Origin of the sequence: Paraburkholderia pallida, assembly GCF_004524855.1 — a bacterium.
Taxonomy (GTDB): Bacteria; Pseudomonadota; Gammaproteobacteria; order Burkholderiales; family Burkholderiaceae; genus Paraburkholderia; species Paraburkholderia oxyphila.
The window spans coordinates 14604-28287 of sequence record NZ_CP038152.1 but is presented as its reverse complement, the minus strand read 5'-3'; the positions used below and the strand labels follow the sequence as shown (position 1 = coordinate 28287).

The window sequence follows — 13684 nt, the reverse complement described above, 5'->3', positions numbered from 1 at the left end:
GGTCAGGCTCCACCGGCGCGACGGGCCTGGGGGCGATCAACGCCAGTCGCTTGCTGTGCGTGCTGGAAGCGCAGGAACGGGTCTTCGACCGAACCGTCCCGCAGGTTCGCGACGTCGAGGTTGTAGTCCTGCGACATGACCCAGGGCGTATCCGGGCCCTGGCAAGGCAGGTTGTTGATGGCACGCTTCACGTAGCCGGCGCCGAAGTCGAGCAACGGACGCTTGGGCATGTCAGCGTCGGGAAATTGCGGCGAACAGATCGCGAAACCCGTGCGATCCATGTAGTCGAGCACGCGGCAGAAATGCTGCGCCAGCAACCCCACTTTGAGCGTCCACGACGAGTTCGTGTAACCAACGGAGAAGGCGAAGTTCGGAACGCCGCTAAGCATCATGCCCTTGAAGGTCACGGTGCGGTGCAAGTCGACAGGCTCGCCGTCGACCGTCAGCTTGATGCCACCGAACAGCCTGACATTGAGCCCGGTGGCCGTCACCACAATGTCGGCCGGTAGTTCTTGCCCGGATTCCAGCAGGATCCCCGTTTCCGTAAATGTCTTGATGCGGTCGGTGACCACCGAGGCGCGGCCATCGCGGATGGACTTGAAGAGATCGCCGTCGGGCACCGCGCACAGGCGTTGATCCCACGGGTCGTAGGGCGGATTGAAGTGGACGTCGATCGGATAGTCCTTGGGCAGTTGACGCTTGTTGAGGAAGCGGATGAGACGGCGTGCGGTTTTCGGCCGTGTACGGCACAGATGCCATATGCCGCGTGCAATGGCGATGTTCTTGCGACGAACGAGGGCGTAGGCCCACGCGTGCGGCATCACCTTGCGCAGCGTGTTGGCAATGATGTCTTCCGAGGGCAGGCTCACGACATAGGTCGGCGTGCGCTGGAGCATCGTCACGTGCCGGGCCTTGTCAGCCATGGACGGCAACAGCGTGACGGCGGTGGCGCCACTGCCGATCACCACGACGCGCTTGCCGGTGTAGTCGAGATCTTCAGGCCAATGCTGCGGATGGATCGTTTGACCCTGGAAGCGTTCGATCCCTTCCAGCTTCGGGGTGTAGCCCTGATCGTGGTGATAGTAGCCGGCGGCGCTGAAGAACCATCTGGCCAGCATCGTTCTGCGTTCGCCCGTATCCAGGCGCTCGACTTCAACCGTCCACAGCGCTTGCGTGCTGGACCACGATGCCTGAATCACCTTGTGGTTCACGCGGATATGGCGATCGATCCCATATTCGGCAGCGGTCTCCCGCAGGTAGGAAAGGATATCTGCCGCACCCGCAATCGACTTCTTGTGAGGCCACGGCTTGAACTCATAGCCGTAGGTGTGCATGTCCGAGTCGGAACGGATGCCAGGATAGCGGAACAAGTCCCACGTGCCGCCGGTGACCGCGCGCGCTTCAAGAATCACATAGGACGTGCCTGGGCGCTCCGTCTCCAGGTAACGAGCAACCCCGATGCCGGACAGGCCGGCGCCAGCGATCAGGACATCCACATGCTCTGGGGGCGGAAGGTGATGTACGGTCACAGCGTGTCTCCAGGTTGCGTCAAGTTGGAAATATTTTCATTGACGAAACCTTGCCAAACAAGGTGCAATAAGCTCCATAGTTATGTAATAGTGGTGCAAAATGCACCGCTATTCTTGTCTGCGGAAAGTCTCACCATGGCTCAGAAATCCATCCCATCCGGGCGGCAAACCTGGCCGTTACCCGGAGAAGGACTTTGCAGAGTTCGTTCGCACGACAAAGCGAGCTGTGAAAATGCTTGTCGGCGTGTCAGCACCGATGCTGGAAAACGACGGCGCTTTTCATGGTTCGCGTAATCGTCAGGCACGCGGCGGGATCAGCGAGCAGGTCGCCACCCTGGATTCTGAGGAGCACGAAGGGATCGCCCAGCTGAGGTTCCCCCGGTTTTTTGCCTTCCAGAGGCTCCGGGTTATGCAGCCATATTCTTTGTCCGCTGGGCCGCAAGCCAGTTTTGCATGAACTGTGCTGGCGACTTGAAGCCAAGCGATTGATGACGACGACTGCGGTTATAAAACACTTCGACGTACTCGAACAAGTCCGCGACGGCTTCGCGATGCGTGCGATACCTAGTGCCATGCACCCACTCGTTCTTCCGGCTGTCGAAGAAGCTTTCCGTCGGCGCGTTATCCCAGCAACTGCCTTTGCGGCTCATCGAGCATCGCATGCCGTACGAGTTTAGTCGGCGCTGGAAGTCGTGGCTGGCGTATTGACTGCCTCTATCCGAATGATGCAGCGCGCCGGGCGCGGGCCAGCGGCGGAACCATGCCATCGTCAGCGCGTCGGTCGCGAGTTCCGTCGTCATGCGCGGCTTGACGGACCAGCCCACGACCTCCCGGTTGAACAGGTCCAGCGTGACGGCCAGGTACAGCCAACCTTCGTCGGTCCAGATGTACGTAATGTCCGAGGTGAACACCTGATTGGGCTCGTCCGGCGTGAAGTTGCGGTTCAACAGGTTCGGCGCGACCGGCAGCTTGTGCCGGGAATCGGTTGTCACGCAGTAACGGCGCTTGTGGCGGCTTTCGAATGCCGTTGGCGCTCATCAACCGCTCTACCCGCGCCTTGTTCGCTGGGAAGCCGCGAGAGCGAACCTCTTCGGTCATGCACGGCGAGCCGTAGGCGCCTTTGACCTCGGCGTGACTCGTCCGAATCAACGTGAGCAACTGCGCATCGGTCAGCCGCTGACGCTCGGGTGTACCGCCGCGCTTCCACGCACGATAGCCGTTGACGCTCACGCAAAGGACCTCGCACAGCGCCACGAGTTCGAAATGATGTGCGAGGCTGAGCGGGGATACTGTAAAAGCTGCCGCCCGTGCCCCGTCACCTCCTCACTTTGGCGTAAAACGGTTCGCACCGCAAAGGCCTTCCAGCGACTCGCGTCAACGCCGCAGTCCGCGCTGTTCAACAGGGTCGCATTAAAGCGGTCGTGTAGCCCTACCGGGTCACACGACGAACCACGCCGAAAATGTGACGCAAAATGCAACTATTAAGATAAGTATTCTTATCACAATGCACCGATTCATGCAGTAAACTCTGTGTATGACAAATCGTCCTGACCGGCTGCCCGCCCCGCCTTCCCCCGAACCCGCCGGCTTTCCCGACGCCGATGAACTCGCCATGCTGCGCGCCTGGCATTCCGGCCTGTCCGTGCGCCAGGCCGTGGCGCGCTACCTGCCCGCGCGCCTGGGTGACGGCAAATCCGCGCGCGGCGTGCTGGGTACCCTCCGGCGCCGGCTGCAGGCCCTCGCGCGCGCGGCGCACCGCGACGACTGGGTGGCCCTGTTAGACCATCCCGCGGACGAACGCGAACGGCACGCGAAGGCCGTCGCCCAGGCCATTGACGCCCTGCGCACGGCGCGCCCGCCGGAGCCCCAGATCGCCGATGCCATCGCGCAGTGGTTCGCGCCGCGCGCGGTGCGGGTGCTGCACGTGCACGGCATCACGACGCTCGCGGATCTGACCGTGCGCATCCCCCGCCGCCGCCAGTGGTGGAAGGCCGTGCCGGGACTGGGCATCGCGAGCGCCCGCGCGATCGAGGCGTTCTTCGCAGCGTGGCCCGTGCTCACGGAGAAAGCCCGCGCGCTGGTGGTCGCGGACCGGCGCGGCCCGATGGACATGATGTGCGTGCCGTGGGAAGCGATCCGGGTGCCGCACGAGGTGGATGGCTCCGATGGGACCTTCCGCGCGCCGCCCGCCACCTGCACGCTCGACGCGTCCAACGACTACGAGGCCGTGCAGACCTGGCTCGCGCTGCACGAATCGCCCGCCACGCAGCGCACGTACCGCAAGGAAGCGGAGCGGCTGATCCTGTGGGCCATCGTCGAACGGGGCCGCGCACTGTCGTCGCTCACGACCGAAGACGCCATCGCCTACCGCACCTTCCTGCGCCACCCTTCGCCGCGTGGGCGCTGGGTCGGCCCCGTGCGGGCGCGCACCTCGCCGGACTGGCGGCCGTTCAACGGCAGTCTCTCGGCGCGCTCGGTCGCGCATGCGCTGTCGATCCTCGGCGCCCTGTTCCGCTGGCTCATCGAGCAGCGCTACGTACTCGCGAATCCGTTCGCGGGCGTGAAGGTGCGCGACGCGACCGGCACCCGGGTGCTCGATACCTCGCACGCGTTCAGCGAGGGCGAATGGGCGCTGGTGCGCACGATCGCCGACGGGCTCGAATGGTCGTCGAAGGGGTCACCGCGCTGGTCGGCGCCCGCGGCGCAGCGGCTGCGCTTCCTGCTGGATTTCGGCTACGCAACCGGCCTGCGCGCGAGCGAGCTCATCGGCGCGACGCTGGGACACGTCGAAACCGATCCGCGTGGCGACCACTGGCTGCGCGTGACGGGCAAGGGAAAGAAGCTGGCGCGCGTCGCACTGCCGCCGCTCGCGTGGGACGCGCTTGCGCACTACCTCGCCGCACGCGGCCTGCCCGTGCTGCCCGTGCGCTGGAATCCGGCCACGCCCATGATCGGCAGCCTTGACGTGGGCACCCCTGCGGGCAGCGACGCGGCGATCAGCAGCGTGCGCCTGTGGATGGTGATGCGGCGGTTCTTTGTGCTGGCCGCCGGCGCGATCGAGGCCGACCACGCACCGCTCGCCGAAAAACTGCGCCGTGCAAGCCCGCACTGGATGCGCCACACGCACGCGACGCACGCACTGGGACGCGGCGCGGAGCTCACCACCGTGCGCGACAACCTGCGGCACGCGTCGGTGTCGACGACCTCGATCTACCTGCACAGCGACGAGGTCAAGCGCGCGCGGCAGATTGCGGAGGCTTTCAGCAAAGCAAAATGAACATGAGGTCGCTCATATTCGGGCGCCCATGAGCAGGATGCGCCAAGGTATCGCCCGCTACGTGTGGGTGGCCTTTTCCGCGGCTAGACTCCAGGCCTCCCTCCTTCCATTTGCCCAGCATGAAACGCGTTTCCGTCCGGCGCTCCCCGATCCACGGCAAGGGCGTGTTCGCCCTTCGTCCGCTTTCCCGTGGTGAGCGCGTGTTCGAATATCGAGGACTGCTGACCACCTGGCGGGAAGCGTCGCGTCACTACGCGCGTTAATCTTCCTGCCTGTTGACGCCGATGTCGATTTGAACCACATGCCGAACTTACTGTGATCCGCCGTGCTGGATGTCAAATTCTTGCTATCGGAGCGGACCTGGTCGGAAGCGACGGTTCCGTGCGACCCCGGCGTGCGGGTCAATCAGACGTCGGCATTGACGGATGCACGAAAATTGCAAGTCCGCCGCGGCATACTCTATATTCGCTAATATCGTTTCAAGACCGCAAGGTGCGGAGCGCATATGAATGGCCGAATTCTCTCATTACGATGGCGAAAGCTGACCCGTATCGGGTTCGTTGTTGATTATCGGTTCATCGGCCTTCGGGGACTGGGAGCACGGTTGAATCGCCTTTTCTTGCATCCGGCGACCTTGGTCATTCTAGGCTTCGTATTGACCGGTTTAATTGGTAACTACCTAGCCTATCAACAGAGTGAACGCCAGCGGCAAAACGACGCGACGGTTAAGAGCATGGACGAGATACGCGCGTCCTTTGACGACTTGTCAGAAGCGTTCAGTGAGTTCCAATTTCGCGCCAGCCGCTTGATTAAACTAGAAGAAACTCAGGCTCCATCGGACGCAATTGCGGCTGCGCGCAAGCAATATGATGAAGCGGTGCAAAAATGGAAAGAGCACATCGCTGCGGACGGCCCCAAGATTGGCAGCCGTTACCGACAGATCTCCGGCAACGAATCCGTCAGTCTCTTGATGGGAGATCTCAACGCAGACACAGACTTTGTGGATGAATGCCTGATTAACAACATCCGTAAACAAGGTAGCGATCCTACGGAAATCTTACTGGCTTGCAAAAGAGAGTACGCCCGGACTCCTGACGCCACGATTGACGGCGTATCCGTGGAGTCTCGTATGTTCCTGTTGTTGCAATGCTTTATGGAAATTTCTAACGTCATGCGGCCCGATCCGCAATTCGACTTCCAGGCCAGCGGTCAAGTTTCCGACCGTGAAGTGAAGCTTATTGGGACGATGTGCTACCCCACCGTCATGGTCGAAAGTTTGGATAGGTATGAAGCAGATATCCATAAGGAACTTAATCCGCAACTTAAAATTCTCGAAGCCCCTGCATCGAATACGGCTGAATCCTCAGCGAAACGTGCGCGCTAATGGGGAACAGTAGACATGTTCTCCCCGTACTCGTAATTGGGAGACTGTGTCCGAATTTTTATGCGGCCGCCGTAGACCGCATTGAATCCGTCGCCGTTACGACAATAAAAGTGTCACCGGGCAGCGGGAGCGTTAAAAACATTCGACTCTGTGACCAAGTGCCAGCTCTCCAAAGAAGTAGGGCGTACTTGGACCCAACTGCCTTTTGATGCTTCAGGTTGAGCGACTGCTGAGCGGACGAACCCCTACCGATCGCGAAGCCCAGTGCGTGGCTTGATCTGACGACAGGTCGCTATTGCGACATTGAGGCGTTGGTTGTTCCGTCTGCCGGCATCTGCGGAAGCGGAACCGCCGTTGCAGTATCGTTCGCTCCGCTGCCCGTTGTCCCCGTTTGCCCTCGACGGCCTCTATGCGGACTGCGTGCCGCAGTCGGCGCGCTCGCGGCCACCGGACGCATTGGTGGATGCGCGATGAACTGAAAGTTTTCGTTGATCGCGCTATTGCCCGTATCGAACGAATGGTGGACGAACACGCTGCTAGTAACGGGTGCACTCGCCTGCGCGAAAGCCGTCGTTCCGAAAAACAGCATGGCTGCACATAAGGCAATAACGTGCATAAGCGGACGGGCACTTCGCTCTGTCGGACATGCTTTCATTTCGCGTCTCGTCTAATAGGTACGTGTGGTTCGCATCCGTCTGCGGCGCGGAGCTGACTTATCGCTGAGCACGAAGGCTGAAAAACTGAGCGGAATGGGACACGCGGATCAGATGGAGAAAACACCAGGCGCTGCAAGGAAAAAGATCGGAACGGCTTGGGCAGTCTAGCGGGAGTCGTGGAGAAGAATGTTTCGGATTCGATTACAGCTGTTACGCGGTATAACCGATCGATGAATCGCGCAACGAAAGCAAATCGAAAGGATGAATCGTCGATCGGGGCTATCCCAAACGACTACGAACTGGCGCTACCGGCCAATTGCAGCCGCTAGCTCCCCCCACAAATCCGTCATTCGAATGGCTGCTCCACTTCCGAAACTTGTCGGATGGACTGTGGAAGTAGGCTGCGCCGTTGATTCGGTGCGAAGGCGTCATGGCGATACGGTGCCGCTTCCATTGTTTGACCGGTATTGCCACTGTTTCCGATCGGTTTGGTGGTGTGTTGGAGGGACTAGGTAGAGCCGAATTAACAGGTTGAGCTGCGTGCGTTACCGCATACGGGCCGCGCATCGCGCCTTGAACTCCAGCCACGCCCCTGCTTCAATAACTGGAATCGAAGAAAAATGGCGACGATCGTCTCCTGTCGCGAAAGCTAATCCAATGCAGGGAACCAGGCATCATGCTGACGTTGCCCGCGAATTTCGGATCCCTTAACTGGGTGCAGATTATGCCACCCGTTGATTCTGGGCGGCGTGCCAGTCCTGCTCGAATTGCATCGGGCTGACGTAGTCCAACGTCGAGTGCAAGCGCGAATGATTGTAGAAGCTCAACCAGTCAATTACCTCGTCCATCGCTTCGCGACGCGTTGCAAAGCGCTGACCGAGGATGCGTGCACGCTTGAGCGATCCCCACAGGCTCTCGGTCGGCGCGTTGTCCCAGCAGTTTCCTCGACGGCTCATCGAGCTGCGCATACCGTAGCCTTTGAGCAGGTCCTGGAACTCCCGGCTGCAATACTGGCTACCCCTGTCACTGTGAACGATCAGGCCCGCTTGCGGCCGGCGGCGAAACCACGCCATACGCAGCGCTTCAGACACCAGTTCCGTGCGCATGTGCGGCTGCATCGACCAGCCTACTACCTGACGGCTGAACAGGTCGAGGATGACTGTCAGGTACAGCCAGCCCTCCTCAGTCAGAGGTAGGTGATGTCCGTACTCGGGCCTGATCAGGGCGGCCGGGCGAAGTCGCGTTGCAGCAGGTTCGGCGCGACCGGCAGGCTGTGGTTGCTGTCAGTGGTGGCCTTAAAGCGGCGTTTGGTCTTCGCCCTGATGCCGTGCAGCTTCATGAGCTGCTGGACACGATCCTTGCTAACACGAATGCCACGGGCAAGCAGCTTCTTCACACACGAGGCCAGCCGTACTCGCCTTTGGATTGCGCGTGCACGGCCTTGATGTGGACCAGCAGGGAGTCGTGGCTGATGCGCCGGCGCGGGCGCTCCGTATCGATATCCGGGCCTTGCGCGCGTGGTAACCACTGGGGCTGACGCCCAGCGCCTGACAGAGCAACGAAACCGGCCATTGTCGGCTGTGACGCTCAATCGGGCGTACTTCATGCCGACCCTTCGCGAAGTACGCCGCTGCTTTTTCCAATATGTCGCGCTCCATCTTCACGCGCGCCAACTCCGCGCGCAGCCGCGCAATCTCCATTTGCTCAGCAGAAACCTGTTTGCCCGCGCCGTTCAGCTTGCCAGCAGTATCGGCCTTGACCCAGTTGTGCAGCGTCTTAGGGCTGATACCCAATATCTTTGCCACCGCCGCCATGCTCTGGCCGCCCCGGACCATGCGCACGGCTTCTATCATGAATTCCTGCGTGTACCGTGCTCTCGGATTACCCATCTTTCCTTCCTCCTTGCGTGAGTCTTACACACTCAGCAAGGGATCCATTTTTTGCGGGCAAGCTCATAGCGCGCTTCGCCGTCCGTCGTATTACCCAGTTGACGACGCACCGCCTGCTCGCGATCCCGCACAGTAGGCTGTACGGGAGACCCGACGAGCTTCGCTGAAGTGGGGGACTCGATGTATTGAGACGTCGGGGACGTCCCGCATGACATGCCGAAGAGGCCCACCAGGATGAGCATAACCAAATTGAGCAGACAACGGCCGCGCATCTGCATGAGCTTGCCCGCAAAAAATGGATCCCTTGCTGAGTGTGTAAGACTCACGCAAGGAGGAAGGAAAGATGGGTAATCCGAGAGCACGGTACACGCAGGAATTCATGATAGAAGCCGTGCGCATGGTCCGGGGCGGCCAGAGCATGGCGGCGGTGGCAAAGATATTGGGTATCAGCCCTAAGACGCTGCACAACTGGGTCAAGGCCGATACTGCTGGCAAGCTGAACGGCGCGGGCAAACAGGTTTCTGCTGAGCAAATGGAGATTGCGCGGCTGCGCGCGGAGTTGGCGCGCGTGAAGATGGAGCGCGACATATTGGAAAAAGCAGCGGCGTACTTCGCGAAGGGTCGGCATGAAGTACGCCCGATTGAGCGTCACAGCCGACAATGGCCGGTTTCGTTGCTCTGTCAGGCGCTGGGCGTCAGCCCCAGTGGTTACCACGCGCGCAAGGCCCGGATATCGATACGGAGCGCCCGCGCCGGCGCATCAGCCACGACTCCCGCTGGTCCACATCAGGCCGTGCACGCGCAATCCAAAGGCGAGTACGGCTGGCCTCGTGTGTGGAAGAAGCTGCTTGCCCGTGGCATTCGTGTTAGCAAGGATCGTGTCCAGCAGCTCATGAAGCTGCACGGCATCAGGGCGAAGACCAAACGCCGCTTTAAGGCCACCACTGACAGCAACCACAGCCTGCCGGTCGCGCCGAACCTGCTGCAACGCGACTCGCCCGGCCGCCCTGATCAGGCCCGAGTACGGACATCACCTACCTCTGACTGAGGAGGGCTGGCTGTACCTGACAGTCATCCTCGACCTGTTCAGCCGTCAGGTAGTAGGCTGGTCGATGCAGCCGCACATGCGCACGGAACTGGTGTCTGAAGCGCTGCGTATGGCGTGGTTTCGCCGCCGCCGCAAGCGGGCCTGATCGTTCACAGTGACAGTAGCCAGTATTGCAGCCGGGAGTTCCGTGACCTGCTCAAAGGCTACGGTATGCGCAGCTCGATGAGCCGTCGAGGAAACTGCTGGGACAACGCGCCGACCGAGAGCCTGTGGGGATCGCTCAAGCGTGCACGCATCCTCGGTCAGCGCTTTGCAACGCGTCGCGAAGCGATGGACGAGGTAATTGACTGGTTGAGCTTCTACAATCATTCGCGCTTGCACTCGACGTTGGACTACGTCAGCCCGATGCAATTCGAGCAGGACTGGCACGCCGCCCAGAATCAACGGGTGGCATAATCTGCACCCAGTTAAGGGATCCGAAATTCGCGGGCAACGTCAGACCTTCCCCCACAAACATTCTTAACAAGCCATGATTTCACGGTAGACCCGTGGCAGCCCGTAGTTGAACAGTGTTGTCGGTCGGCGTAGTTGTGGTCTAGCCTGCAGCGCCGACGATTCCGACCAGTCGGCTCGCAAGGAGACCGCAACGTCGCTTGATGATGACCATGGGCTCATAGCCGCCATGTCATGCCAACATAACCGGTTCTGGCTTGGTACGCTTCAAAGTGACGGCCTGACACAACGGATGCCGACGACGGTCGACGGGATTCTTGAAGGCGTTCAGAACATCTCCTCTATCTACCTATCAAGTGCAAGTGATGATTACCGTGCAGGAGTTGCTCGATACCCAATCCCTGAAACTAACGGCTCTTGCTGGCTTGTCCGGACTGACGCGGACAATCACTTGGGCCCATGCCGTTGACCTTCCCGATCCCTGGAGATGGATTGCCGCCGGCAATCTGGTCATGACGACGGGTGTAGGCGTACCGCGCAACGCTTCGGACCAGATTGCGTGGCTGGAGAAGTTGGCGCGTAGCAATGCGAGTGCATTAGTCGTCGCACGCCAGGCCGATGCGCCGGAACTGTCACGCGAGATGCTCGATGCGGCAGATCGTCTTATGTTTCCGGTACTGGAAGGGAGCTTCGAGCTTGAATTCGTGCAGTTGTCGAAGCATGTGATCGAGAGTGTGCTACAAGCCCAGCGCGACCGCTTCAGAGCCAGCGAACAACTGTTCGAGACCTATGCGACCGCACTGCGCGAAGTGCCGGACATGGCCGGACGACTGACTGTTCTATCCGATCGGTTGCGACTCGGGCTGGCAATCGAGGATGCCCGCAGCGGCTCGATCATCGTTGCCTCGAATCCCCTGCCCACTTCTGTCGAGACGAAGCCGGTCTTTGTAGAACGCGTCGCTATCGGTGGCCGGGCGAAAGCCGACCTGATCATTCGCCGTCGAGACGCGCAAGCGCTGCAGGATCCGCTGCTGGTGCGCTCTCTTCTCGGCCTGCTCGAGATCGAGCTGGAGCGGATGATGATCGACCGCGACAACCTGCGAGAAGAAGGCGCGGCACTCTTGCGCAGCCTGTTGAAGGGCGAGGCCGAGTTTTCCTTTCGCCCCATGCTGGAGCGCCGCGGGTTGACGGGCACACTCGTCGTGCTCGCAATCTCTCCCGCAAAGCAAGGGCCATGGAGCGCAGCCGAGATCCACCATGCGCCACCTTTGCACGCCCGCACCCCCTTGCTGCTCGAAGATGACGTGCTGCTCGCGCTGGCTCAGGATCACGTCGACACGCTGCAATGCCTGCGGTTCGGCTTGGGCGAAGGCACCGTGGCCGGAATCAGCGGGCCCGTCACGGAGGCAGCCGGCTTTCGCGAGAGCGTGCGCCAGGCGCGCCTGGCGCTGGCACAGGCACACGAAGTCGGCAAGGATCTCGTGCGCTACGGAGAAGTCAAAACCGGCTACCTCACGACACCGAGGTCGCTTGCCGAGGCGAGCGCATTGGTTGGCCGCTATCTCGGTCCCGTGATCGAGTACGACCGCGTCCACGATACCGCCCTGCTCTCGACGCTCATGACGTTTCTCGAGAACGACGGCAACTGGAAATCCACCGCCTTCGACCTGACGATCCACCGCCAGACCCTGGTCTACCGCCTGAAACAAATCGAGCAGCTGACCGGCGTCAAACCGACCACAACCGACGGAATCACGCGGTTGTGGCTGGCCATTCAGGCTGGAAAGGCTGCCAATCTGTTGCCTGATGCCCCTTTGAAATCATCAGATGGATAGTCATACATTTGTACAAGCGCCGTCCCTCGAGACGACATTTTGCGCATAGCCCGGCCCGCGCGTTTTGCCTTTAATGGAGGTCACAACAGACAAATTTCCTTTCCAGGAGACACCCGATGCCCATCCAGACGGAGCTCGATCCGCGGCTGAAACACGCTCTGAAAACCCGGCACATCAGTATGCTGGCGCTCGGAGGTGTGATCGGAGCAGGCTTGTTCGTAGGCTCTAGCGCAGTTATTGCATCGACCGGACCCGGCGCGTTCATCACCTACGCCATCACCGGGTTGATCGTCGCCCTGATCATGCGCATGTTGGGCGAAATGGCGGCGGCTCACCCCATGAAGGGTTCCTTTGTCGACTACGCGCGGCTCGCCTACGGCGACGTCGCCGGCTATGCGATGGGATGGCTGTACTGGTACTTCTGGGTGATCGTGGTGGGGTTCGAGGCCGTCGTAGGCGGGCAAACCATCCATGCATGGTTGCCCACCCTGCCCGTCTGGATCATCTCGCTAGCGCTGATGGTGATGATGACGGCGCTCAATCTGTTGTCCGTCAAATCGTTCGGCGAAGCGGAATACTGGTTCGCTGGCGTCAAGATCGTCGCCATTGCCGCTTTCCTGATCATCGCGGGCGCCTACGTCTTCCATGTCTGGCCAGGATCGACAGCCACGTTCTCCAATCTGACCGCACACGGTGGCTTCTTTCCCAAAGGAGTGGGGAAACTGTTCACGGGCGTCGTGGTCGTGATCTTCTCCATGACAGGGGTGGAAGTCGCGACCATTGCGGCTGCCGAATCCGAGCATCCCGAGCGCAACGTTCGCCGTGCGGTCAACACGGTGATGGCCCGCATCCTGATCTTTTTCGTTCTTTCAGCGTTCTTCATTGTCGTTGCCCAGCCGTGGACCGACATCGTGCCAGGCAAATCCCCGTTCGTGGCGACACTCGAGAAGATCGGCATCCCGGGCGCCGCAACCGTATTGACAGCCGTCATCCTCGTGGCCGTGCTATCTGTGCTCAATGCTGGACTTTATACATCGTCGCGTCTGCTGCTGGTCCTCAGTTCGAACAACGAAGCACCGAAGTGGGTGGGACGTGTCAATGGACGTGGTGTACCTGCACGGGGAGTGATCGCTTCGACACTCGTCGGATATGGCTGCGTGGTGATCGCGGCGCTCTGGCCCGACACGGTCTTCCTGTTCCTGATTAACTCGTCGGGTGCGGTGTTTCTGTTCGTCTATCTGATGATCAGCCTGTCACAACTCAAGCTCAGAGGCGAATGGGAACGCCGCGGCGTGCTGAAGCTGCGCATGTGGGGCCATCCGTGGCTGCCGCTCCTCGTGACTGTCACCATCGTCGCCGTACTGGTCAGCATGGCGCTGGATCCGAAGACCCAGATCAGCCTTCTGCAAAGCATCATCGCATTGATCGTCATCCTGGTCTCCTACCCGGTATTCTGCGTAAAGAGCAAGGGCAAGCGAAAGCAGACGCAGACAACGACACCGTCGGCGGCAAATCGCACCTGACGTCGAAATCGACGAATCAACTTGCGCCTCGCGCCTGCAAGGTAATCGTCGCAGCGGGAAATGCCCCCCGAATTGCATGAACAAGAACCT

At 60.5% G+C, this 13684-nt stretch carries 5 protein-coding genes and 3 pseudogenes; 5 read left to right on the top strand and 3 right to left on the bottom strand.

The window, feature by feature from the left end:
* Window positions 1-2 precede the first annotated feature (2 nt).
* Together E1956_RS42700 and E1956_RS42695 are read right to left on the bottom strand one after the other, a co-directional pair.
* Entirely contained in the window at window positions 3-1529 is a 1527-nt protein-coding gene (locus tag E1956_RS42700) for a flavin-containing monooxygenase (RefSeq protein ID WP_134759816.1), read from the bottom strand.
* Between the two features lie 407 nt (window positions 1530-1936).
* Window positions 1937-2792 (bottom strand): annotated as a pseudogene (locus tag E1956_RS42695) (IS3 family transposase); the annotation flags it as partial.
* Between the two features lie 271 nt (window positions 2793-3063).
* Between E1956_RS42695 and E1956_RS42690 the strand changes: the two are divergent.
* Both E1956_RS42690 and E1956_RS42685 read left to right on the top strand, forming a co-directional pair.
* A complete protein-coding gene (locus E1956_RS42690) occupies window positions 3064-4806 on the top strand; it encodes a site-specific integrase (RefSeq protein WP_134759814.1) in 1743 nt (580 codons plus the stop codon).
* Between the two features lie 505 nt (window positions 4807-5311).
* A complete protein-coding gene (locus E1956_RS42685; protein WP_134759812.1) occupies window positions 5312-6190 on the top strand; it encodes a hypothetical protein in 879 nt (292 codons plus the stop codon).
* Between the two features lie 1378 nt (window positions 6191-7568).
* Here E1956_RS42685 and E1956_RS42680 read toward each other — a convergent pair.
* Window positions 7569-8735: pseudogene (locus tag E1956_RS42680) on the bottom strand (IS3 family transposase).
* Window positions 8736-9078: 343 nt separating this feature from the next.
* On the opposite strand from E1956_RS42680, the pseudogene E1956_RS42665 reads away from it, so the two are divergent.
* The 3 genes and pseudogenes from E1956_RS42665 to E1956_RS42655 all read left to right on the top strand — a co-directional run bounded on the left by E1956_RS42665 (window position 9079) and on the right by E1956_RS42655 (window position 13594).
* Window positions 9079-10239, top strand: a pseudogene (locus tag E1956_RS42665) (IS3 family transposase).
* Window positions 10240-10601: 362 nt separating this feature from the next.
* A complete protein-coding gene (locus tag E1956_RS42660) occupies window positions 10602-12071 on the top strand; it encodes a PucR family transcriptional regulator (protein ID WP_134759810.1) in 1470 nt (489 codons plus the stop codon).
* A 116-nt stretch (window positions 12072-12187) separates the two neighbouring features.
* Entirely contained in the window at window positions 12188-13594 is a 1407-nt protein-coding gene (locus E1956_RS42655; protein WP_134759808.1) for an amino acid permease, read from the top strand.
* Window positions 13595-13684 lie beyond the last annotated feature (90 nt).

What these genes read in the sequence shown, in the direction of transcription:
- E1956_RS42690 (WP_134759814.1), top strand. Translation starts at nt 3,064, where the DNA reads ATGACAAATCGTCCTGACCGGCTGCCCGCCCCGCCTTCCCCCGAACCC.
- E1956_RS42685 (WP_134759812.1), top strand. Translation starts at nt 5,312, where the DNA reads ATGAATGGCCGAATTCTCTCATTACGATGGCGAAAGCTGACCCGTATC.
- E1956_RS42660 (WP_134759810.1), top strand. Translation starts at nt 10,602, where the DNA reads ATGATTACCGTGCAGGAGTTGCTCGATACCCAATCCCTGAAACTAACG.
- E1956_RS42655 (WP_134759808.1), top strand. Translation starts at nt 12,188, where the DNA reads ATGCCCATCCAGACGGAGCTCGATCCGCGGCTGAAACACGCTCTGAAA.